The 21,352-nt window shown below is 43.1% G+C and carries 23 protein-coding genes; 20 read left to right on the top strand and 3 right to left on the bottom strand.

The genetic code is table 11. The features are described from left to right. The first annotated feature begins 9 nt into the window (after nucleotides 1-9). The 6 genes from ACJJIM_RS02270 (at nucleotide 10) to ACJJIM_RS02245 (ending at nucleotide 4,941) form a co-directional block, all read left to right on the top strand. Entirely contained in the window at nucleotides 10-477 is a 468-nt protein-coding gene (locus tag ACJJIM_RS02270; RefSeq protein ID WP_444912230.1) for a hypothetical protein, read from the top strand. A gap of 810 nt (nucleotides 478-1,287) precedes the next feature. Then, nucleotides 1,288-1,872, top strand: coding sequence for a hypothetical protein (locus tag ACJJIM_RS02265; protein ID WP_444912229.1), 585 nt, complete (start codon nucleotides 1,288-1,290; stop codon nucleotides 1,870-1,872). Between the two features lie 688 nt (nucleotides 1,873-2,560). Beyond that, on the top strand, nucleotides 2,561-2,839 hold the full coding sequence (locus ACJJIM_RS02260) for a hypothetical protein (RefSeq protein ID WP_444912228.1): 279 nt from the start codon (nucleotides 2,561-2,563) through the stop codon (nucleotides 2,837-2,839). An 82-nt stretch (nucleotides 2,840-2,921) separates the two neighbouring features. Beyond that, on the top strand, nucleotides 2,922-3,197 hold the full coding sequence (locus tag ACJJIM_RS02255) for a hypothetical protein (RefSeq protein ID WP_444912227.1): 276 nt from the start codon (nucleotides 2,922-2,924) through the stop codon (nucleotides 3,195-3,197). Nucleotides 3,198-4,035: 838 nt separating this feature from the next. Next, nucleotides 4,036-4,584 carry a low molecular weight protein tyrosine phosphatase family protein gene (locus ACJJIM_RS02250; protein ID WP_444912226.1) on the top strand — a complete coding sequence of 183 codons (549 nt, stop codon included), beginning with the start codon at nucleotides 4,036-4,038 and terminating at the stop codon, nucleotides 4,582-4,584. Between the two features lie 123 nt (nucleotides 4,585-4,707). Beyond that, nucleotides 4,708-4,941: a DUF5062 family protein gene (locus tag ACJJIM_RS02245; protein ID WP_444912225.1), complete on the top strand. Its 234-nt coding sequence runs from the start codon at nucleotides 4,708-4,710 to the stop codon at nucleotides 4,939-4,941. 44 nt (nucleotides 4,942-4,985) lie between these two features. Here the strand turns inward: ACJJIM_RS02245 and ACJJIM_RS02240 are convergent, their stop codons facing one another. After that, complete coding sequence (locus ACJJIM_RS02240) at nucleotides 4,986-5,735, bottom strand: SDR family oxidoreductase (protein ID WP_444912224.1); 750 nt, start codon at nucleotides 5,733-5,735, stop codon at nucleotides 4,986-4,988. Between the two features lie 90 nt (nucleotides 5,736-5,825). On the opposite strand from ACJJIM_RS02240, the gene gcvA reads away from it, so the two are divergent. The 3 genes from gcvA (at nucleotide 5,826) to ACJJIM_RS02225 (ending at nucleotide 8,031) form a co-directional block, all read left to right on the top strand. Next, nucleotides 5,826-6,734 (top strand): transcriptional regulator GcvA, encoded by a 909-nt coding sequence (gcvA, locus tag ACJJIM_RS02235; RefSeq protein ID WP_444912223.1) that lies wholly within the window; start codon nucleotides 5,826-5,828, stop codon nucleotides 6,732-6,734. A gap of 586 nt (nucleotides 6,735-7,320) precedes the next feature. After that, nucleotides 7,321-7,755: a hypothetical protein gene (locus ACJJIM_RS02230; RefSeq protein ID WP_413664604.1), complete on the top strand. Its 435-nt coding sequence runs from the start codon at nucleotides 7,321-7,323 to the stop codon at nucleotides 7,753-7,755. Nucleotides 7,756-7,824: 69 nt separating this feature from the next. Next, nucleotides 7,825-8,031 (top strand): hypothetical protein, encoded by a 207-nt coding sequence (locus tag ACJJIM_RS02225; RefSeq protein ID WP_413664603.1) that lies wholly within the window; start codon nucleotides 7,825-7,827, stop codon nucleotides 8,029-8,031. A gap of 266 nt (nucleotides 8,032-8,297) precedes the next feature. Here ACJJIM_RS02225 and ACJJIM_RS02220 read toward each other — a convergent pair whose 3' ends face one another. Further along, nucleotides 8,298-9,707, bottom strand: coding sequence for a YdgA family protein (locus ACJJIM_RS02220; protein ID WP_444912222.1), 1,410 nt, complete (start codon nucleotides 9,705-9,707; stop codon nucleotides 8,298-8,300). A 1,040-nt stretch (nucleotides 9,708-10,747) separates the two neighbouring features. Between ACJJIM_RS02220 and ACJJIM_RS02215 the strand changes: the two genes are divergently transcribed. Together ACJJIM_RS02215 and ACJJIM_RS02210 are read left to right on the top strand one after the other, a co-directional pair. Next, nucleotides 10,748-11,224: a hypothetical protein gene (locus ACJJIM_RS02215; protein ID WP_444912221.1), complete on the top strand. Its 477-nt coding sequence runs from the start codon at nucleotides 10,748-10,750 to the stop codon at nucleotides 11,222-11,224. Between the two features lie 59 nt (nucleotides 11,225-11,283). Further along, nucleotides 11,284-11,634 (top strand): hypothetical protein, encoded by a 351-nt coding sequence (locus tag ACJJIM_RS02210; RefSeq protein WP_444912220.1) that lies wholly within the window; start codon nucleotides 11,284-11,286, stop codon nucleotides 11,632-11,634. 823 nt (nucleotides 11,635-12,457) lie between these two features. On the opposite strand, the gene ACJJIM_RS02205 is transcribed toward ACJJIM_RS02210, so the two are convergent. Next, nucleotides 12,458-12,895, bottom strand: coding sequence for a DoxX family protein (locus ACJJIM_RS02205; RefSeq protein WP_444912219.1), 438 nt, complete (start codon nucleotides 12,893-12,895; stop codon nucleotides 12,458-12,460). 113 nt (nucleotides 12,896-13,008) lie between these two features. Here ACJJIM_RS02205 and ACJJIM_RS02200 point away from each other — a divergent pair, with 113 nt between their 5' ends. From ACJJIM_RS02200 to nuoC, 9 genes are all read left to right on the top strand, one after another. Continuing rightward, nucleotides 13,009-13,878 (top strand): LysR family transcriptional regulator, encoded by an 870-nt coding sequence (locus ACJJIM_RS02200; protein WP_444912218.1) that lies wholly within the window; start codon nucleotides 13,009-13,011, stop codon nucleotides 13,876-13,878. Between the two features lie 887 nt (nucleotides 13,879-14,765). After that, the gene (locus ACJJIM_RS02195) at nucleotides 14,766-15,191 is read left to right on the top strand and encodes a hypothetical protein (protein WP_444912217.1); all 426 of its coding nucleotides are present in this window, start codon (nucleotides 14,766-14,768) and stop codon (nucleotides 15,189-15,191) included. Between the two features lie 122 nt (nucleotides 15,192-15,313). Then, the gene (locus tag ACJJIM_RS02190) at nucleotides 15,314-15,625 is read left to right on the top strand and encodes a hypothetical protein (protein WP_444912216.1); all 312 of its coding nucleotides are present in this window, start codon (nucleotides 15,314-15,316) and stop codon (nucleotides 15,623-15,625) included. A gap of 430 nt (nucleotides 15,626-16,055) precedes the next feature. Further along, nucleotides 16,056-16,355 carry a hypothetical protein gene (locus ACJJIM_RS02185; protein WP_444912215.1) on the top strand — a complete coding sequence of 100 codons (300 nt, stop codon included), beginning with the start codon at nucleotides 16,056-16,058 and terminating at the stop codon, nucleotides 16,353-16,355. A gap of 284 nt (nucleotides 16,356-16,639) precedes the next feature. Continuing rightward, complete coding sequence (locus ACJJIM_RS02180; protein ID WP_444912214.1) at nucleotides 16,640-17,044, top strand: ACT domain-containing protein; 405 nt, start codon at nucleotides 16,640-16,642, stop codon at nucleotides 17,042-17,044. Between the two features lie 108 nt (nucleotides 17,045-17,152). Beyond that, entirely contained in the window at nucleotides 17,153-17,626 is a 474-nt protein-coding gene (locus ACJJIM_RS02175) for a CYTH domain-containing protein (protein WP_444912213.1), read from the top strand. 711 nt (nucleotides 17,627-18,337) lie between these two features. Then, nucleotides 18,338-18,751 carry an NADH-quinone oxidoreductase subunit A gene (ndhC, locus tag ACJJIM_RS02170; RefSeq protein ID WP_282934024.1) on the top strand — a complete coding sequence of 138 codons (414 nt, stop codon included), beginning with the start codon at nucleotides 18,338-18,340 and terminating at the stop codon, nucleotides 18,749-18,751. Between the two features lie 18 nt (nucleotides 18,752-18,769). Continuing rightward, the gene (locus tag ACJJIM_RS02165) at nucleotides 18,770-19,417 is read left to right on the top strand and encodes an NADH-quinone oxidoreductase subunit B (RefSeq protein ID WP_282934025.1); all 648 of its coding nucleotides are present in this window, start codon (nucleotides 18,770-18,772) and stop codon (nucleotides 19,415-19,417) included. 36 nt (nucleotides 19,418-19,453) lie between these two features. Next, a complete protein-coding gene (nuoC, locus tag ACJJIM_RS02160) occupies nucleotides 19,454-21,259 on the top strand; it encodes an NADH-quinone oxidoreductase subunit C/D (protein WP_413664590.1) in 1,806 nt (601 codons plus the stop codon). Nucleotides 21,260-21,352 lie beyond the last annotated feature (93 nt).

Genomic DNA, 21,352 nt, shown 5'->3' with positions numbered 1-21,352 from the left:
GAGATTTAAATGGCTGAAGCATGGGGAACCGTAGTAATAAAAGGTGATGATTCTATAGTTGATCTTATTAAGGCTGACGATGAAAGTATCGAGTGGGCCTCAATGGAAAGTCTATTCTTGGCTTTAGGGTTGGGACAATTGAAAGGTAGTCATTATAAGCTTGAGTACTGCAAGGGCAATTCATTTTATCATGAGGGGATCCAGCGTGGTAATGGAATTGCTTCTATATCCATATTTGGTGATGAGTGGATGCCCGTTGTAGATGTCTTAGCTAAAAACGCACGTGGAATAGAGATCTACGCGAGAATCAGGGATGAATATGGCACGTCAGCCTATTACATACTAACAAAAGAGGAACAGCGGTTTAATTCTTCCTTGGACTACGAATGTGGTGTTGAAGAAAGCGAAGAGGCAGAGTTCGAGAAACAATGGAGTTCTTTGGTACCTTCTGAAATAAAATCGACATATTTTTCATAGCGGTGCAGTTTTACAAGTCGGTAGCCAGTAGTTTCTAGCTACCGCCCCCATACCATCCATCGTACGGGTCCGCAATGGGTGGCTCCCTATCTGTAATGAATCTCTACCCAGCGATAGTGCCAAGCAGATCTTCACTTGAGTTGAGTTGAGTTGAGTGTCATGACAGTGCGCCACCTCAACTTTATCCGGATGGGAAACATGTCGGTAGGCTAGCCCTATCTTTTAACTCGTGGATTTTGGGTTCAGGCCCTCAACCTGTCCAAGGTATTAAGCTACTATGCCGTAGGCTGGCTTCTGTTTAATCAGCTTAGTCAATTACTAACCGCGGCACTGATATGTCCCAACACTTTTGTCTATCCCCACGATGGTGGCTAGCGGGTTGGGCCCGGTTATGAGTCAGCGGCCATGCTTACAGTTTCACAGTAGCAATCTAAACGGGCCTCCCCAGATAAGAACGTGAACTTTCACTACACAACCGCATCATTTACCCTACTCGTTAGATCAAATAGTTTCGCTGCCCTTGGCTACCTCGCCTCCAGGCTAAACCTTATAAGATGTTTCCGTTTGTCAGCTCGTAGTTTTGCTAGCGGCTTCCTCCCCACAAGACCTCACGATACTGCAGTTGTCATTCGCTAGTAGTTAGCATTTAATGGCGCCCATTAAATGGTGATTTTCCTATAAGGGACTTCCACCCATTAGTCCGCGTCCATGCTGTACCAATCGCTCCCCTTGATCGCTGGTACAGCCAAAAGGCTGCGCTTATCTGCCTGCCCTTGTACAGGGCATGATATCTCAGGAGGTTGAAGAGTTGTGATTATTAGGAATATGGTGTTAGTAATACCCTTTCTCGGGCTAGCTGGGTGTGCTTCAACCGAGTTGAAAAAATCATTTAAACCAGTAAAAAAAACATATGAAACTATACAATTTAATCCTGTATTTGGAGAGGTGACCAGTAAACACCCAGAATATTTAAAGGCCCAGAAAGAGTGTGAAAATACTGTTTATGATGATGGGGTCAAAATTAATGATATATTAGTATATGATCGCTCAAAGCTAAACGGAATATCCACTAAACACATGTCTGAATATATTAAAAATAGATCATCTCGAAGTTTAGGCATTAATGGATCATTTAATTTGGCCAGTGCGGCTTTATCTATTCCAATTAAAAGTGATACCCCCTCTTATCAGTCTAAGGGTAACCCCAAAACATATGAAGATTATACGAAAGAATATATGACTCTGGAGAAGCCGACTGAGATTAAGGCTATTAATAGCCTTCAGGATAAATATATTGAATGTATGCAAGAAGAGAAAAATTTTGAGCCTTTGAAGTTTATAGTAAAGAATGCTGAAACAGGCGAGATAATAAGGGTACACAAAGTCAAGAAATAGACTATATCGAGTAGTTGGCAGCCTTAAGCTGCCAACCATTTTGCGGGTCCGCAATGAACAGTCCCCTATCAGTAATGAACCACTACCTATCGATAATATCGAGCAGCACTTCACTCAAGTTGAGTGTCATGGCAGTACGACTGCCCCAACTATATCCAACTGGCAACTTATCGGTAGGCTAACGTCTGTTTATTCACCTTGGCGATAGCTGACCGAGGCGCAGCTGTGCTCCTCCATTCTTTCTATCTCCACGTTGGTGGCTATCGGGTGGTGCCTAATTATGAGTCTGCGACCATGCTGACAACCTCCCCCAGCAAGACAAATAAATCTCCTCCGATAAGAACCTTGACTTTCACTACACAACCGCATCATTGACTCTACCCGTTAGATCACCCAGCTTCGATGTCCTTAACCACTTTGCTTCCAGGCTAAGTCTTTTAGGACGTATCTGTTCGTCTGCTCGTAGCTTTACTAGCCGCTTCCTCCACACAAAACTTCGAGGTGTTGGTGTTGCAGTTGCCATTAGTTAGTAGTTAGCATTTAATAGCGCCCATTGATTGGTGATTTTCCTATCGGGGATTTTCACCCCATTAGTTCACGCCCGTGCTGGGCATACCGAGCGTAGGCAAGCCGACGAAATTGGCGCTGCGCTTCAGCCTTACTCGTGCTAAAAGCGTTAGGTGTACGCATGGATATTACGATTGATGGGCCAACTTTCTACGACCAAGAAGATGAAAATATTTTCTTTTCCTGTATCTATGAGCTTCCTGACTACAAACAAGTACGAGGCCATGGAATGGAACTCACTATCAGCTTTAACCAATCACCTTCAGATGAAGCCATAATTAAATTATTGGTAATTTGTAGGCGCTGGCATATTAGTGCAAATGTACTTGAACGCTTTAAACGTAAAACAAATTTAGAGTGCTACCTGTGGAAGAATGAAATCCCACGGTCAAGCACCTAACAAATAAAGGCTGTGCGCCTTATGGATAGGACGTGCTAACGTGCAGTGCTGCTTTGGGTATTATGTGTAGTGGCGAGAAAAAATGAAAACCTTTGCATTAAGCTTGATTATTATTGGTAGCGTCATTGGTCTTTCTAACTGGGCATCAGGGCTAAGTGCTTTGATAAAGAAAGGTAGTACATCATTTTCCCCATATATAGGCGGTATAATTTGCTTGGGTGGAGTATATTTACATCCAACATTTCACTTGTCGGATTATTGGTGGCTTGCTTTAATCGTAGACTTTACATTGCTTCCATTAATATTAGTGTTAGCTTGTCAAGCTGCTAGAAATAGAGGAAGTCGTGAAAAAAAATAAATTGGGAGCAAGTAGTTTCTAGCTACCGGCCCCCACACCACCCATCGAGCGAGTCCGCAATGGACGGCTCCCTATTCGTAATGAATCTCTACCAGACAACATTATTGTCCAGCACTTCATCTGAGCTGAGTGTCACGAAAGTACGCTACCTCAAATTTATCCAAACTGGAAATATATCGGTAGGCTAGCCTAATCTTTTAACTCGTAGATTTAGGTTCAGGCCTTAACTCTGCCAAAGATATTAATCTTGCATTTGACCATTATGCAGCCTGCTGGCTTCTGTATAATCACCTAGCCATTACAGACCGAGGCGCAGCTGTGTTCCACCACTTTCATCTATCCCGAGATCGTGGCTAGCGGGTTAGGCCTACTTATGAGCTGACAGCCTCACAACAGTAAGTTACACACCCCCCCCAGATAAGGACGTGAATTGTCACCACACTACTGTATTATTTACTCTACACGTTAGATCACTCCGCGTCGGTATTCTTGGCTATCTCGCCTCCAGACTAAGCCGTATAGGATATTTCTATTCGTCAGCTCGTAGTTTTGCTAGCAGCTTCCTCGCCCACAAAACCTCACGGTGCTGCGGTTGCCATTCGCTAGTAGTTAGCATTTAATGGACCCCATTCAACGGTGATTTTCTTACAAGGGACTTTCGCCCTGTTAGCTTACGTCTATACTGGGCGTACCAAGTGGCGGCAATGCTAAGTCCATCACGGTTGGACTCAGCATTGTGTGCCTCGCCATTGCGCCAGGCGTTAAGCACACGCAAGATTAGGAACCCTCTCCATTTTATCGCGGCTTCTGAACTCGATAATTGATAGGGGAAAGAATAATGGATGATTTAAGAAGCAGGGCTGCGAGAAGATCCAAGACCAAAGCTAAGCCCCATAAGAATAGTGCTAGAACTAAAAAGCCGTGGATTTCGGAGAAAAACTGGAAGTTGATGTATACACGCTCTGAAAAGCTTCGTAGAGCTAAGCAATTAGGGATCGAGTACCCCAGGCGAACTATGCTTCAAATCCTAAATACTGAGCTTCCTGAGAAAGATTTAGATATGCGAAATCTCCTATTCATATGTAGCCGGAATCAGTGGCGTAGTCCTACAGCTGAAGCCATTTGGAGAAAACACCCTGATTTCAACGCTAAATCTGCGGGTACCAGCCCGCGGGCTAAAAAAACAGTCAGATCAGCGGATATTCGCTGGGCTGATGTGATATTTGTTATGGAACAAAAGCATAAAAATAGGCTAATAGCAGAATTCTCTAGAATGCTGGATCATAAGCCAGTTCATGTCTTAGATATTCCAGATGAATACAAATACATGGACCCAGAGTTAGTTCAAGAATTAGAATCGGTTGTTAGGGCGTACTTAGAGAGTTAGTGTCCAGGTTCAGCCCTTACAAAATTTAGGTAAGCTGAAAAACTACTACACCTGCGGTTCCGCAGTTCCCCTCTGCTAAAAACGGTAGGCGTGTAATATCGACAACCTCTTTGAGACATAATAATGAAGAAACTCAAAAACGAAAAAGAGTTAGTGAAAAAGGCTATAGCACTCGGTACTGCATATGGCACCAAGCGAGGAGTTGTCGAGTTCGAAGCTACCGATTCAGCTCACGAGAAACTCGAATATATTTACCGTCTTTTAGTTCACGATAAAATAATTCAACCGCTTCCAGAAGACAAGATATCACAGAAGGCAATCATGCATAGGTTGGCAATTTGGGCTTCAAAGTACTGAGCGCTCTAATAGGATTTTCAACTAAATCGGGTAGTCACTAGTGTCTAGCGAACCGCCCGATTCATACCGCCATCAGACAAGATACTTTGCCCATTGATGTATCGGGCTTCATGTGAAGCAAGAAAGACACAGGTCTGCCCGATTTCTTCGAACGTGGCAGTGCGCTGTGCGGGTATGGATCTGCGGGCAAACTCCGACAGGTTTACGTTTTCACAGAAGCCCGGCATTAAATTATTCATGCGAATATTGTATCTTGCATAACGATCACCATAGAGCTTGGCAAAACTGTGTAAAGCGCCACGCAGCATGCTCATCGGATAAGGCGCTCTCGGCTCAACCGTGTTCATTGAAGAAATATTGACAAATGCCCCTCCTCCCTGCTTGATATAAATCGGCGTGACTATACGGGCAAGCTTGACGACATTGAGCACGTACATATCGAGGCTCTCATGCCAGAGATCGTCGCTTAGCTCAAGCAGGGGGCCGTTGAAATCAGGATCGAACCCTACTGTTTTAATTTCTTCCGGCACCCCGCCACCATGGCCCATATTGCTAACGATGGCGTCAATACGGCCATAGGTTTGCATCGTATCGTCGACCATTGCCTGCAGATCTGCGGTTTCGAGAACCGAACCCTGCCGCCCTATGCCACCTAATTCCTTGGCCAGTTCAACACTGCGGTTGGAAGGGGACATCAACGAGACCTTGTAACCCGCCTTAGCCATTTCGCGGGCGCAGCCGGCACCAATTCCCTGACCAGTTCCGGTCATAATAGCAACTTTTGTTTCGGACATTACGCTATCCTCTAGTGCAAATAATTCATGGGTGGAGATCAATATACGATCTTTAAAAGTGGCAACAAAAGGATATAATTACATGTACTTATGAGTTTAATTCATACCAAAACACGATCTTTACCATCTTTGGCCGGCTTGCGTGGGTTTGAGGCTGCGGCAAGGCATATGAGTTTTACCGATGCTGCGAAGGAGTTGAGCGTTACGCAAACGGCGATCAGTCACCAAGTGAGAAATTTGGAGTCGAGACTGGGTGTAAAACTGTTCCATCGAGCGGGGAAGTCGATTTCATTGACCGATGCTGGGAAAAAGCTGTTATCCGAAGCCAGTGAATGTTTTGATCGACTCGAAAATGCGCTCCACCTCATCAAAGCCGAGAGTCAATCTCCGGTGGTAACCGTGAGCGTAACCCCCAGTTTTGCCAGCAAATGGTTAATACAGCGGTTAGGTAACTTCTGGAGAGCCTACCCTGATATACAGTTGAATGTTCACCATACCCTGGCTCTCGCCAATTTCACTAACGATGGCGTCGATATTTCCATTCGAGCTGGTGACGGAAACTGGCAAGGTTCAGTGACCAGGCTTTCGTTGCCGCTCGATTTAAGCCCGATTTGCCACCCTTCGCTGCTTAACGGCAAAAATCCTTTGAAAGTGCCATCCGACCTCAAGTATCAAACCTTGCTGCATGAAGATAATTTTGACGATTGGGCATCGTGGCTCAAAGCAGCCGGGGTCGACGATGTCGATCCGCGATCAGGTAGCGTCATGAATGATGGTAACTCTCTCGCAATTGCAGTCGAAAACTGCCAGGGCGTTGCACTGGGCCGAATATCTCTAATCGAGGATGACTTAAAATCTGGAAGAATCGTAAAACCATTTGATATAAGCATTGATTCCAACTTCTCTTATTATCTTGTCTGCCCATACGAAAAACTTGATAACCTTGGAGTACAGGCTTTTCGTAACTTTATACTCAGCGAGATAAGTCAAACTGTTTAACGTAAGTCAGGGGAGAAATAAGGTATCGCTTCACAACAATCAACTATCTGGACACGATAAAGCTTTACCGATAACCCTAATCATTATTGGCTTCATGTAAATTGAAATTTGATTGATAATTTGGAATACATAATTATGGCATCCAACTTTTAGATAGTTTGTAGTTACTGCAAGCACCTATCTACACCTTAACTCTCACTTCCAAAAAACTTTCCTAAAAGCTGGCACCACAGTTTCATTCAAGTACTATCGTTTTAAGTCAACAAGCCTTACGACCTTGCTAGTCCATCATAGAGTGCCAATAAAAGTTAATTTGTTGGAAAAGTATGGTATTTTTCCCTGTGAATTTATATGGCAGTAGCCAGCTAACGTTTACTGCTAAAGAGTAAATAGGTCGTTCCGAGAGCACCAGTTATAATCAGGCAGCGCAAGCTTATGCTGAAGAGTGGTTATCCAAAGAAGTGGTCTCGGAAGAATACTTTCTTACCCAATTTAATGAGGTTAAATCTTCTGAAGATAAAAGTTCAGAACATTATCAAAATAGTGGATTTCGTGATTTTTAACGTCCAAACGTTCGCTCAGTGAAATGGAGCTGTCTACAATTTTTGAATTAAAAGACAACGGTCCAGATAAATGTAATCTACATGAAAACCGTATTGTCAAGTTGATCCACTCTAATATACTACCTGACAGTCGACTTGATTGGATTGTACAATATCGAGAGACATCAGAAAGGCCAGTACAAAAAAAGTACTTTAGAGAAAAACTAACTAGAGAAGTCGAAAATAGCTCTGTCAGCGAATGCTTTGAAGAAATAAAGTTATGTGGTGATATTTATATCCAAGAGTATATTATACTCCGTAGCGTTCTAAAAGCTGAGCATGTAAAATGGCTTACTAAAAATGGCAGCAATAGAAAGCTTCGAAATATTGCTAAGGAGTTATTAAATAGCAGCAGATTTAAGGATTCAGTCGCCTTTATTGCTCACAAAATCATCCAACTGTATGAACCCGGCGCTTAAAGTATTAGCAGTAAATAGATGGCGAAGACAATAGAAAAATTGAAAACCGAGTATTAAAGGATTAAATATATGAAGTATTTTTTAGCATTTTTTGTTGCGTATGTTGTTTCCAGGCTTATTTTTAGCAGTTTTGATTTTCAGTATTTTTTATTTAGCGAGTCATTTGATATTAGGAAGCTGGCTATAGATGCTGGAGTTTTTGGGATTCTATTCTTTGGGGCCACCCACGCATTCGGATGGCTAGTGCCAAAAAAGAACAATAAGAGTGGTGCATAACCAGTTAAAAACTTGCAGCGAGGGGCCCAGCTACGTCCGGTTCGCTACGCTGGACGCGCTTTACAAAACGTTAAATGTATACATATATAAAATGCCAAATGGAGAAAAGCTAAACCATATCCAACCTTGTTTTTAGCCATGGTCGAAACCGTTAACACAAGAAAACAGATAGTCAGCCTTAATAGGGAAATAAACGCTCAGTCTGAGACAGGAAAGTATGAAGTGGCTTAAAATAAGCCACTTCTATCACAAACAGCTAATATCTGCTAAAGCGGCAGTGGCATAGGTTTTTCATTAACCTTAAGCTCGCTGTCTTTCAGACTGACATTTGAGCTGTAGCCGTCCTTAGTAGACACTAATAAACCTTGCTGTTCAAGGGACTCTAATATGGTCGGCACTTGTTGAGCAGCTATTTGCTCCAGTTGCTCTTCACTCATGCCTTGAGTTTGAGGGTTATTTTTCAATTGAGCTTTCATCACTTGTACGGCAATAAATTCAATTACAGCTTTATCGCCGTTTAGCTCGCCGTCAACTAAGGTATGTGACAGCCAAAAAGCTGGATCTAGCGGTTGCTCCGGTAACGCACTGATACCAACTAAGCTAGTATGAAGGTTACTGTTAAAGCTTCCTTGTGGGAAAGTGCCACGTAAGCTGGTAATGTTCAGTTGAGGCTCGCCAGCCACTAAAGATAGCAAGTTTTCGCTCATAAACTCCATTGTCTTAGCGGTTGCTTCTTCCGTAGGTAGTTTATTGAGTGAGACGGCAAAGTCCTGATAAGACTTCAAAAATTCCTGGCTGATATTGGTGACCTCAAGCTCAAGGGCCAGGTCTTCACCATGGAATTCAGCTATATCAACCTTTTTAGTTCCATAGGCAACTTGCATATTCCCCAGCTGATTTTCTGGGTTGAGTTCAGTACTGGCCTTTATATATAAATCAGCAATGTCAATATTTTCGTTTTGCTCTCTATCATTAAACTTTACGGCACCAAAGTTAATTGTTGTATCAGAATCATAAAAAGCACTTTCAAACATTGCTTCAAGGGAGGAAGGCATGGTCATATCCATAGTCAACCTTTCAACCTTAAAATCCCTTAGCTCGGAAGTAACAGTAAGGCTATCGGCACTCCCCTGATAAGCTAGTTGCTCATCCTGATATTGCCCTTTGCCTTGAAAACCGCTAAAGGTTAACTGAGCTTTTTGATTCTCAACATCAGTAGTAAATGGCGTAATGCTATCGTTATAGTAATAACCACCTAAGGCATTCATATTACCATGAACCTGGTAAAAAGGAGCTTCCTCAGCCCAAACCAAATGTTCACGCAATTGATCACCGGCAACTTCTAGTGTCCAGCCAAGCCAACCAAAACCAGCATGCTCGCCGAAACGGAAGGGGCCGTGGGAAGCACTAAAGTCTACTTCTACAGAAAAAGGATCAATTTCAGGGGCACCTGATACATCCGAGAAAGCACTGACATCCATGCTCACCAAAAAGGTGGTCTGGGTTGAAAACCAGGATGAATCCATGCTTTTTACTTCAACCGTGTATGCCGAATTTTCATTCGCGGCAGTGACTATTTCATCAATGGATGACTCTAGTTGAATGCCAACAATTTTCGGCGCAACAACACCTGTAAGCACTGCTGCCGGAAGCAATACTGTTAATACTTTTTTCATTGAGATAAATCCAATTTACAAATGGGATGGAAGACAGGTCTATTATCGACAGAGTTATTTCCAGCATTATCTCATATTTACAGACGACTGTAAGTCAAAATATATACTTTTCTAGTAAAGACTTCAGGCGTAATAGATATCAATTACAAAACAAGCGTACCTATAATGGCAATAAATAATGCAAGCTCTATGAATTCTATTGCGTGCGTTATCTTGACCGTTGCGCGGTAATGGTGGAAGAAATTTGCTAAGCAGTACTTGGAAGATCGCGAATCAAATCTTGGATGAAGTTTTGCTCCATTAAATAGTCGCCTCCCCCTTGGATATATTGGGAGAAGATTCCGAAAATACTTGTGAAGAACACCTTGTTGCATTCTTAGTTAGAGTGATAGCTATCATTAATCAACTGATGGTAGATACGATTACCACCGTAGATATCATCAGCCTGCATCCAGGAATGGGGTATAGATCACAACAGAAAAGTTGAGAAACTGCATTAGGAAGTTGACTCTCCAAAAAATTGGGAAGTGTCCCTGAAAGCCAAAAAAAAACTTAAAGATGCGTGTCCATTGCCCATAAACAATAGCACCCCAGTACCAGATACCTATATAAAACGCCCACTCATAGTTTTTACATACAACTTATCCCTGAGGAAAGCACGCGAGATAGAGAGAACTGTCGAATTACGGGGCACCTAACTCTGGTGTAATAATAGTTATAGAAACCCAAGAATTTGAGTAGAGCCAAAACTTGATGATGCACGAATAGACCACAAATACACTGATTTTCATAGGAAAAACAGTGTGTAAAGCGGGAAGTGTCTATCATCAACTCTCTTTGCCAGGATCCCATATATTAGAGCTGAAAGTTTAAAGAGAGAATCAGGTATACCAGACTGAGCTAGACTCCCAATGGACAAGTGATGTGTCCTTCCTTAAGATCAATATGAAAAAATGACCGCATAAGATGAATATAAGCTAGCGTCTACTTTACCGGTGGAGGCTTATGCAACAGGAAGTGCAAAAGGCGTAAGTAATCCTATGAATCGACGCAAGCTATTATCATTAGTTACCACTTTGAGCATCTTAATTGGCTTAGCCTTTGTCGCAACACCATTTTTTGCCTCTATGAATCCAAATAAAGCTGCTAAGAGCAACTCAAAAATCAGAATAGATTTGTCCGAGATAGCAGAGGTTGGAGCACTAGAAGTCGATTATCAATGGTATAAAGCTCTTGTGGTAAAAAATCCTGAAATGACAGTTTTCGTAGTGCCCTACTCCGATGGGACCTATTGGTTACCAGACCCCACCTGGGAGCGCCCTTTTCTGCCATGTAACAAATTCCTCATTCGAAAAGATGGCTTTTATTGCAAAGATCCCAGCCTCCATGAAGGTTGGCATGAACAGGCTCAATGGGATTCACAGGGGAGTAATAAAGGTACATGGATGCCCGATCTACAAAAGCTAAACTTTAGGATTCAGGGAAAGTACCTAGTACTGAGTCCAGAGTACAACTAATTACCAACAAGTCAATACAGCCGATCGATTGAAGTGTTAGGAAGTAAAAAATAGCCGTAATGAAAAATATATTTTTACCTATGGTTCTAATTCTATGCTCCTGCTCGTCAGGTATAGATGAAGACAGTATAAATATCGAAGCAGCGACTGAGTCTTTGGAACGGCTATTATTAAAATGTGCAGAGAAAGGAGAGTATTTTTCTAGTGAAGTAGATCATATTGAGCCAATCGGAAAAAGACACTCCTATTGCGACCAAAGTGGTGCTTATATCAAATATGGTAGTGTATTCGTTTCAGAGTACGGTTTGTATATGCCTGCAAAGGGAGTCACTGTTGTAGAATCTGATGGCTCTGACCCCAGCTATAAAAAAATCCATGAATCTTTCTATAGCTACAAAATTCGAGGGTAAAATTTCTAACTAACCATGTATGCGGCATAAGGGTAAACCAGATAAACTAGATTTAAAAGCGGCGGGAACTACTACTTAGTAAAATTTTAACAAGTAGAAAGTCTGCTAAAGTCTTACAAAATAGCGCCCTCACCAGGATACTAAAAACACTATGCGTATCGTTCTAATTATTTTAGCAATAGCTACTGCTGTCAGTTGCGCAATTCAGGTGCCTTACGAAGGTGACGGCAACCTTACCAGAAGCCTGTTAATTCAAACTTGGAGTAGGCCCGGAGAACATTGGACCTATCAATAGGGAGAGAAAGGCGAGTTAAATACATATATTGGCCACCCACACTTTCCGCTCACTTATGATTTTGTTTGATCTATAGAAGACTCTGTGCTGTATGTAGAATACGATCAATATTATGAGAAAGAACAAAAAGAATATACGTATAATATCCTTGAGCTACAACAAGCACGCATGGTCCTTGAGCCTTTATACGGAGGGCGTAAGATTGTCCTCAATGTATATAATTTTTAAAAAGAATTGCCAGCAGATCCTGAAAATTTGATTGGAGGCAAGTCGAGGCTAACAGATAGAGACTCCTGACTGTAAATGCAATGTTTAAATTCTTCAGGACACTCACTCGAGCGACAGCTAATACGGCCTGAACCGGTTACCTCACCTTCCAAGGTATCCTGAAGAGTGTCAGGTAAGGCTATTTACCCAGGGATCCGACATTAGCAACCTCCATAAAACTATATTCCTGTTGATTACTCCTCTTGTCAGATCAGTTAACGGAGTAAGCCGACATATTTCTATCCAATACACCGTAACTGGTCATATCTTATTGGCCTCTGACATTGCTCTTTGCGGTGAGGAGATATTATTTCTGACTTCCTCATCAGAAAAATTAAGGCGAGTCAGTCTCGTATTCAAGGTTACAACAACCGCTAAAACGGCTAATAGGACAGCAGCTGGTAAAGCGGTGCTGAGCGCTTGCCCGGCCAGTAGGTGCGATCCCGAAGCCCCGATCAGAGCTATCGAGAAGCCAGCATATCCCCACTGTTTAAGTGTTTTGAACTTTGGTTGAAGAATTGCAATCGCGCCAATCAAATAGGCGGTTCCTAAAATTTTCAACAAATAAAGCGGGTAGCCTAAATCAACCGTTGCCTGAACAATGGCTTCCTGTCCTGTTAGTTTGGCCATGCCTGATATCATCATCAGCACCGCGAACATAGAAGAGACCAGGTAAAAGATGACTGCCTGTTTTCTCATGAAGGGAATCCTGTTTCGTTAAATGACGAGTACAGATTAGATGTTCTCTTATTGCAGTTATATAGACAAAAAGGCAAACTTCTATTGCATGAATGCAACGTCAGGGTAATGTCATGGATTGGAACGATTTGAAGGTCGTTATCGCGCTTGCAGAGAAAGGAACCTTAAAGGCGGCTTCTAGGCAGTTAAATGTTAATTCAACCACTGTGTGGAGGCGGATCCAGCAGCTTGAAAGTAAGCTTTCAACGCAGCTTTTTATTGTTAGTCGTCGCGGCTACCAACTGACTGAGGCGGGGCGAACTGTTTTGGATAGTGCCAAGCGAATGGAGTCATTGGCCGATGGCATCCTCATTCAAAGTTCTCTGCAACATGACAAAGTTCAAGGTTTAATTCGTGTTACCGCACCCTCAACAATGGCAACGACCACTTTGCCCGAGTGGGTTAGTGAATTCCGGAGGCCATTCCCCGACGTTGAGTTTGAGATCCTTGAAAGTGAGCAGGCTCTGGTTATCGAGCATCGCGATGCGGACATTGCCATTAGGGCAAGTCATACAGCACCGGAAAACCTTATTGCACGTAAAATGAGAGATGTAAACTTAAGCATCTATGCCTCTGAAGACTTTTTGAAGGCTAGTGGGTACAACGCTCCTTTTAAGTTGTCCGAAATTGAACACCTAACAGCTATTGATTACGTGCACTTAGATAACCCAGCAGTGCTCTGGTATCAGAAACGAATTAAACACAACGCTAAATCCATATATTGTAATTCTATAACTACAGCATTGAACGCTGCGCTTAATGATCAAGGGATAGCGTTGTTACCAACTGATGATTCATACGATCTAGTTGAACTCTATCGACTGGACGCTAAGTACAACTCATCTTTGTGGATTCTGGCTAATAAGGATCTGAGAAACACAGCACGTATCAAGGCTTTTTGGGACTTCTTAATTACCAAAATGGAAAGTTATAAAGTTCAATGATTTAAATATTTCTATACTGCCCAAGAAATCCGAGTTGGTCCATCTAATTTTATGAATATCCTAATCGCGGAGTCGCTAAGCCCTTTGCCAATATGCACTACAATACCTAATAGAGAAATGCAATGACCTATGGAAAATGGTATAGATAGACTTCTAGACAAATTAATCACATCAGGCATTGGACAGACCAATGATCACAATTATCAGTCTGTAGTTAAATAGGACTACCAAATGTTTATGGTACCTTTTATGGATTATGTTTAGTTAGTAGCCCTTGATAACGGCTACCTAAAAATCGATATAACATAATCACTCGTAAATATAATTAACAAAAATACTGTAGATTGGACGCACCAATGCGCGTCACCGCTTACAGCATTCCAGACACTCAGCCAGTTTCTTAATGATTTTCGCCCCATTTTAATTTGTCAGTATATTTACCTACTTGGTTGCCTTTAACGTCCAGCACGGTGATTGACACACTTATTCCATTCCTTTAGTTCTCTCTAGTCTTATGCTTTCAGATCAACATATCTACTTCTTCTGATACTCGAGCCATATCCAGCTCTCCTGGCTGAGGGATTTGAAGGTATCTCTTGCGGAAATAGATGTGGAACCCGAGGATGTTAGACGCAAAAGAAAAAAAGTTAGGCGTAACGCTTCCAGAGCTTGAAGAGTCGCTCCAAGCCGCTGAATGTTCTTCACTTTATTGAAGAAGAGCGGGTTTCTAGCGTATGATTCATATAGTCACAAAAGCATCTTTATGACTATGCCAGCCAACCCTCTGGATATCATATTTTTACTAAATATAGTATTTTTGTATCCCTAGGATATTTTGACGAATGATAATGTTCAGCTGCTTTTGGATATACTGTTAGGGCAACATCATGCAAAAACTAATTACTATTTTATGCTTTCTTCTTGCTAGTCCAGCTCTAGGGAATGAAATTCTTGGCAAGTATAAAAGTGAGTCCACGATAGGCCTTGGCTTATTTGGCGGGCATATTTTAGTGATTGAAAATAAAGGCTTCATTCATAAAATCACTACTGATATAATGTGCAATAAAAGTGATCCAAATTGCCACCTTAATAAAGTGCCCTATAAACCTTATAAAGGTTCATATTCTTTACAGGGAAACCAGATTACCTTTGACAGTGAATTTATGGATGAAAAAATATATTATTATGTAAAGTATCACAATAAAGAATTTCTCTTAACTGAGACAGATAAATTTGCATTTGATCAAGCAAGAAGATTACCACCAGTGGTATTAGTAAAGATTTCGGATAGTCCGGAGCGAAACCAGCCTTAGCAAATTGCGGTACAATCATTTTTAAAATACTCAGACTGGACTAACCACACTTGGCTTCGACTGCCCGTGCTGGCAATATTATGCACATCAAGGGAATTGCCTGTTAACTCAAAGAGGTTCAAATGAATACGTTAGTATTACTTATAATTTTTGGTTACTTAATTATCTATATGTTCTTAGGATTGAACTTTTTGATGATCCTTATGGAGCAAAAAATTAAGATTAAGCTTAAACTAAGTACAAAGAACTTTTATTTTCCTATAGATCCTGAGACCAAAGAAAATCTATCTAAGCTCTTTAGCACTGAGACAAATCCAAGCGGATACTTAAGTGCACGAGTATACGGTATTGGTTCATTTGTAATGCTACTAATACCCATTTATTCAGGTATAGCATATAAGGTATACCAAATAATCCAAGGTATGTATGCATAAGAAGTTGCTTACATTGGCTGCAGCCCTTTGGACCTCTGCGGAATGTCCACGCCCCATGGCAAGACATTAAGCGTCAGGAGCAATTGAGTGAAACGAGGCTCAAAAGGGAGTGATAGAGAATTGGAGAAATTCTCCAGTATGTCTCTCCCTGACACAAATAAGGAGATTGAGCGCTGTATGTGGGGCTCAAAAAATGGTGGTACTACTACGGGACGTAAATCATTTTTCAAACGTCTAGTGTGGCTAGAAGACATTCGAGAAGAAAGACACGGTATAGAGGCTCCTAGGCGTGATTTCAGAAAGCACTAAAGTACAAACACTTAACAAGCCGCTCAAACTTATTCCGATCGTAAAAGGCGCGGCCTCCATTGGGATCGATACACTGCGTTCCGCTTACCGTTTAGCGGGGCGTTAACTGACCAGTGAAATCATGAATAAGGGAAAAGGAATAACACTTAGGCTCGTATTGGTAGTTGTAGTTGCAGCTGCGATTTCATTTTTCTTTGGAAGCAGCTTCTATATGACCATAGTTATAGTTACAGCTCTGGGACTGTTAGGCGAGATGGTGCATATGCCTGAGAATATGCCAGGAGCTGTCGACAACCACGAAGGAAAAGAAGTTCACCCATTTATTGCAATGATCATTGGAGTGCTTGTTGTATTAATTTTACTAATCATAGGTTTTTTGTTTCCAGAGATATATCGTTATGATTTTGGTTCATACAGTTAACAAACCGAAGCAATCGATCCCCTTGTTCGCCTGGATAGCCAAAACACAACACTTTTTTATCTGCCCTTATACGAGGCGTTAGCAGAGAAATCATGTTGAACCTAATATAATCTGATATCAATGACGGTTATCATTTCACAATCAACAGAAATGATGGGACGGTATCTATCGGTGAAGCACTTGAATTTTTCCACGGTAATTTTTCTCTACCTTCACTGACTTGCACCTTAAGACCATATTGGTAGACACTTGCAGTATCAGCAAGAACTTGGAATCATCGAGTAATGTCAGGAATACTAGAATTAGAGCGTCTTTTGAGCGGAATGAATCCCGAACTTATTGAAGGTGAATTTGTATTTTGCACTGTTTCGGGCTCATTAGCTCAATATATTGAATGGAACCCACTTGCAAGCTTCAACGAAAAAGAAGGATTAACACTTGTCTTAACAAAGGATATCGCAAGCCGTGAGGGCTTGCAGTTTAAAAATACTTACAAGCAAATAACTTTAACCGTACATTCTAGTTTAGAGGCTGTTGGATTAACAGCCGCTGTTTCTAACAAACTAGCTTCGAAGGGTATTAGTGCAAATGTAATTGCAGCATACTTCCATGACCATATTTTTGTACAATCAGAAAAAGCAAGGGAAGCGTTGATTGCATTGAAAGAAGTCGGCAAGAACAGTTTATAAGTGCTCCAACAAGGGCATATACTGGCTGACTACTACGCTGCGTGTCAGATTTTGACCACCTCGTATATACCTACTAAGCAAGTGTTAAGATTTTAGGGTTGAGAAAGTATGGCAAAGGAAATTGAGCGGAAGTTCTTAGTTGATAAAAAGGCTATTGCTTCTTTTACAGGTGGAAAAAGAATCAAACAAGCCTATATAAGTACGGAGTCCAAAGCTGTAGTCAGAGTTCGCGTAATCGGAGATCATGCATATCTAACATTGAAAGGTGAAAGTAAAGGAATTACACGGACTGAGTTTGAGTATCCAATACCCTTTGAAGACGCAAATGAAATGATTGCGGAGCTATGTGATGGTCCCCTCATAGATAAAACGAGGTTCATAGTAGAGCACGAAAAACACACCTGGGAAATAGATATCTTTCATGGAGACAATGACGGCTTGATTGTTGCTGAGGTCGAGATGCAAAGTGAATCTGAAAGTGTGGAGTTGCCGAAGTGGATTGATAAAGAGGTCACTGGAGATCCAAGATATTACAACTCCAATTTATTAGATTTTCCATTTAAAGATTGGGACAAATCATAACTAGAACCTGCACAACATTGACACATGCTTCGCTGAGCTAATCACAAAATAAATTCTGTATATCCTCGGCTCAGCGAGGCATCATGAGTAAATCACTATGAACCCAGCCATAGAAGGATTCCGGAGGTACAAACTTCAATGTAACGCAAGCGATGTGTACCTTGTTAGAAATACCGAAAAGAATTGGTTAAATGTACTTGCTTGGCCAAACTACCTCTCTCATGAGAAATGGAAAGTCCCATACAGAAACGCAAGTGGAGTACGCTATGATGGCATTATTAGGTGCCAAACAAGCCAATGACATCACACTCTAATTCCACTACTACGAAACCCTAAAAATTCCGATCTGCTTTTGATCAGAGGAATAGTTTAAGAACAATAGGCCCCTCCTTCATCTTCTGAATACTGGCGCACATCTTCATTTATCGAACTGTCGCAAGACATTACATAACCCTACCGAATAAAAAGTATACACATAAGAATTAAACGTTCCTTCGCACCACTGGCGCTATCTCCCGCAACGATTTATAAATCAGACAAGCGAATAGGATTACCGACAACTAAAAAATTTCTCAGAAAAGCAATAATCGTTTTTCAAATTATCTCTTCTTGCGTGAGAGCACCCTCAAAATCAGAATTCTTGATTTGCCCTTTTACTGCAAGACCAGTGATTGATACGGGCTTCGCCCGCAGAAACATGGGAGAGCGAAGTTGAATTACCCGGATCAGTTCACTCCTCAGATTTGGCCATTGATTGTTTATTGTCTGGCCGTATTTGCCCTAATTACCTTAATGCTCAGCCTTTCCTATTTTCTCGGTCAGAAACGCAGAGACCCGGCTACCGATGAGCCCTATGAGTCGGGTATTGTTTCCCAGGGCAATGCGCGTCTGCGCCTCTCTGTCGCCTATTACCTTGTTGCCATCCTGTTTATCGTCTTCGACCTGGAGGCGATTTACCTGTTTAGCTGGTCCATCGCATTTTATGAAACTGGCCTGCTCGGGTTTATCGAGGCCACCGTATTTATCGTGATACTGCTGGTGGGGCTTATTTATCTGTGGCGCCTGGGTGCACTTGACTGGGGCGGATACCAGAAGAGTTTGGAGAAACGCCAAAAACCCCGATAACAACAATGAGAATTCATAATGCGCTGGAAGCTGAGCAAAGCCGACGACCTTATTGCTACCGAACACGGCAATCCTTCTGAAGAAATAAGCACTCAAGATTTAGAAAAAAATATTCTCCTTACCAAACTCGAAGAGCTGGTTTCCTGGGGCCGTTCAAATTCCCTGTGGCCATTTAACTTCGGGTTGTCCTGTTGCTATGTAGAAATGGCCACCGCCTTCACCAGCCGCCACGACATCTCCCGATTTGGCGCTGAGGTCATCCGAGCAACCCCACGACAAGCGGATTTGATTGTAATTTCAGGGACGGTTTTCCTGAAAATGGCACCAGTGGTACAGCGACTCTACGAGCAAATGATCGAGCCCCGTTGGGTCATCTCCATGGGTTCCTGCGCAAATTCCGGCGGTATGTACGATATCTACAGTGTGGTTCAGGGGGTCGATAAGTTTCTCCCGGTCGATGTTTATGTGCCCGGCTGTCCACCACGCCCAGAGGCTCTACTGCAGGGATTGACCTTGCTGCAAAAGTCGGTGGCTGCGGAGAGACGAGCCTTCAGCTGGGTTGTGGATGATCAAGGAACTCACAAGGTTCCAAAGCCCAGTCAGCGTGATCTCCATAGGGAGGAACGTATGAAAGCTGACATGCTACGTGCGCCCGACAGTGTTTAGGCTTCATGGAATAAGAAAAAAACAACGGAATAGCCAATGACTGGCGTAATTGCGAAAACTGTCCACACAGCAACTCCCTACAGGAAAGCAGCAGAGGCATTTATTCGGGACCTCGACACCGGATATAAGCTTCACTCGTTCTGGTGGCAGCCACACTGTGATGATATGCCCACACTGTGGATCGAGAAACATGCCTTGATCCCTCTTTTACTCTTTCTCAAGCGGGATATCACCCAGCCATTTGAAATGCTGTATGACCTGAGTGCTATCGACGAACGGCTGCGGGTCAACCGTGGGGAGGGAACCGAAAAACAGCCTTCCAGCGATTTCACCCTGGTATATCAACTACTTTCATTTACCCGCAATTTATTTATTCGTATCAAGGTGGCTCTTCCCGAGAGTGATCTGAGCGCACCGACTATTACTGCCGTTTGGGAGAATGCCAACTGGTATGAACGGGAAGTGTGGGATCTATTCGGTATCGACTTTCCCGGTCATCCCCATTTACAGAGAATCATGATGCCCCTGACCTGGAAGGGGCATCCACTGCGCAAGGATCACCACGCCCGAGCTACCGAAGTCGACCCATTTAGTCTGTCAGAAGAGAAGGAGCGCAAAGAACAAGACGCCCTGCTGTTCCGGCCGGAAGACTGGGGCATGGCCAGGAGTAATGAAGACTCAGAGTTTATGTTCCTCAATCTGGGCCCGAATCACCCCAGTGTGCACGGGGTATTCCGTGTAGCCCTTCAGCTGGATGGTGAACAGATTATCGATGCAGTGCCAGATATCGGTTACCACCATCGCGGTGCGGAGAAGATGGCCGAGCGCCAGGCCTGGCATACCTATGTGCCCTACACTGACCGTATCGATTACCTCGGCGGTGTCATGAACAACCTGCCCTATGTGATGGCACTGGAGCAACTCGCCGGCATTAAGGTCCCTGAACGCGCACAGATGATACGGGTGATGATGTGCGAGTTCTTCCGCATATCCAGCCACCTGGTATTTTTTGGCACCTTTGCCCAGGACGTGGGGCAGATGTCTCCCGTGTTCTATATGTTTATCGATAGGGAAAAACTGTTTGGAATAGTTGAGGCCATTACCGGCGGCAGAATGCACCCGGCATGGTTCCGTATCGGCGGAGTAGCGCAGGACTTACCCCAAGGTTGGGACAAGATGGTGCGGGAATTTCTTGACTATATGCCCGCACGCTTAGCCGATTACGACGGCATGGTAATTAAAAACAAACTCCTGCAACGCCGCACCCGTGGCATTGGTGTCTACGATACGGCGGAGGCGTTTGAGTGGGGGGTTACCGGGCCAGGGCTTCGCGCCACGGGCCTGGATTGGGATCTGCGTAAAAAGCGCCCTTACAGCGGCTATGATCAGTTCGAGTTCGAGATTCCCAGCTACGATGGTGGGGACTGTTTCGACCGCTGCCGGGTCCGGGTGGATGAGATATGGCAGAGCCTGCGGATTATCCGCCAGTGCCTGGAAAATATGCCGGCAGGCCCTTATAAGTCGGACCACCCTTTGACTACCCCTCCGCGAAAGGGGCGCACCATGGAGGATATCGAGACTTTAATTCAGCACTTTGTGAATAACAGCTGGGGACCGGTAATGCCAGCCGGCGAAGTGTGTTATCCCATTGAGGCCACTAAAGGAATCAACAGCTACCAGATCGTTAGTGATGGGGGGACCACCTCATACAGGACCCGAATTCGCACCCCTTCATTCCCACACCTGCAAATGATTCCGTTGATGTCCAACGGACTGTTGATTGCTGACCTTATTGCCATTATTGCCAGCATCGACTTCGTCATGGCGGATGTGGACAGATAACAATAAAGAATTACGGCAGGCACAGGGCCGTACAGCAGCGGAGTAGAAAAGTGCACGGAAATACACCCAGCGTTTCAGCCATCGCAAACACAG

The sequence above is a fragment of the Microbulbifer maximicatervae (SeqCode) genome (assembly GCF_052467615.1).
The sequence above is the reverse complement of the archived record's forward strand: the minus strand, read 5'-3'. Positions and strand labels throughout refer to the sequence as shown.

Coding starts and splice junctions, on each gene's coding strand:
- ACJJIM_RS02270 (WP_444912230.1), top strand. CDS start 10: ATGGCTGAAGCATGGGGAACCGTAGTAATAAAAGGTGATGATTCTATA.
- ACJJIM_RS02260 (WP_444912228.1), top strand. CDS start 2,561: ATGGATATTACGATTGATGGGCCAACTTTCTACGACCAAGAAGATGAA.
- ACJJIM_RS02255 (WP_444912227.1), top strand. CDS start 2,922: ATGAAAACCTTTGCATTAAGCTTGATTATTATTGGTAGCGTCATTGGT.
- ACJJIM_RS02250 (WP_444912226.1), top strand. CDS start 4,036: ATGGATGATTTAAGAAGCAGGGCTGCGAGAAGATCCAAGACCAAAGCT.
- ACJJIM_RS02245 (WP_444912225.1), top strand. CDS start 4,708: ATGAAGAAACTCAAAAACGAAAAAGAGTTAGTGAAAAAGGCTATAGCA.
- ACJJIM_RS02240 (WP_444912224.1), bottom strand. CDS start 5,735: ATGTCCGAAACAAAAGTTGCTATTATGACCGGAACTGGTCAGGGAATT.
- gcvA (WP_444912223.1), top strand. CDS start 5,826: ATGAGTTTAATTCATACCAAAACACGATCTTTACCATCTTTGGCCGGC.
- ACJJIM_RS02230 (WP_413664604.1), top strand. CDS start 7,321: ATGGAGCTGTCTACAATTTTTGAATTAAAAGACAACGGTCCAGATAAA.
- ACJJIM_RS02225 (WP_413664603.1), top strand. CDS start 7,825: ATGAAGTATTTTTTAGCATTTTTTGTTGCGTATGTTGTTTCCAGGCTT.
- ACJJIM_RS02220 (WP_444912222.1), bottom strand. CDS start 9,707: ATGAAAAAAGTATTAACAGTATTGCTTCCGGCAGCAGTGCTTACAGGT.
- ACJJIM_RS02215 (WP_444912221.1), top strand. CDS start 10,748: ATGAATCGACGCAAGCTATTATCATTAGTTACCACTTTGAGCATCTTA.
- ACJJIM_RS02210 (WP_444912220.1), top strand. CDS start 11,284: ATGAAAAATATATTTTTACCTATGGTTCTAATTCTATGCTCCTGCTCG.
- ACJJIM_RS02205 (WP_444912219.1), bottom strand. CDS start 12,895: ATGAGAAAACAGGCAGTCATCTTTTACCTGGTCTCTTCTATGTTCGCG.
- ACJJIM_RS02200 (WP_444912218.1), top strand. CDS start 13,009: ATGGATTGGAACGATTTGAAGGTCGTTATCGCGCTTGCAGAGAAAGGA.
- ACJJIM_RS02195 (WP_444912217.1), top strand. CDS start 14,766: ATGCAAAAACTAATTACTATTTTATGCTTTCTTCTTGCTAGTCCAGCT.
- ACJJIM_RS02190 (WP_444912216.1), top strand. CDS start 15,314: ATGAATACGTTAGTATTACTTATAATTTTTGGTTACTTAATTATCTAT.
- ACJJIM_RS02185 (WP_444912215.1), top strand. CDS start 16,056: ATGAATAAGGGAAAAGGAATAACACTTAGGCTCGTATTGGTAGTTGTA.
- ACJJIM_RS02180 (WP_444912214.1), top strand. CDS start 16,640: ATGTCAGGAATACTAGAATTAGAGCGTCTTTTGAGCGGAATGAATCCC.
- ACJJIM_RS02175 (WP_444912213.1), top strand. CDS start 17,153: ATGGCAAAGGAAATTGAGCGGAAGTTCTTAGTTGATAAAAAGGCTATT.
- ACJJIM_RS02165 (WP_282934025.1), top strand. CDS start 18,770: ATGCGCTGGAAGCTGAGCAAAGCCGACGACCTTATTGCTACCGAACAC.
- nuoC (WP_413664590.1), top strand. CDS start 19,454: ATGACTGGCGTAATTGCGAAAACTGTCCACACAGCAACTCCCTACAGG.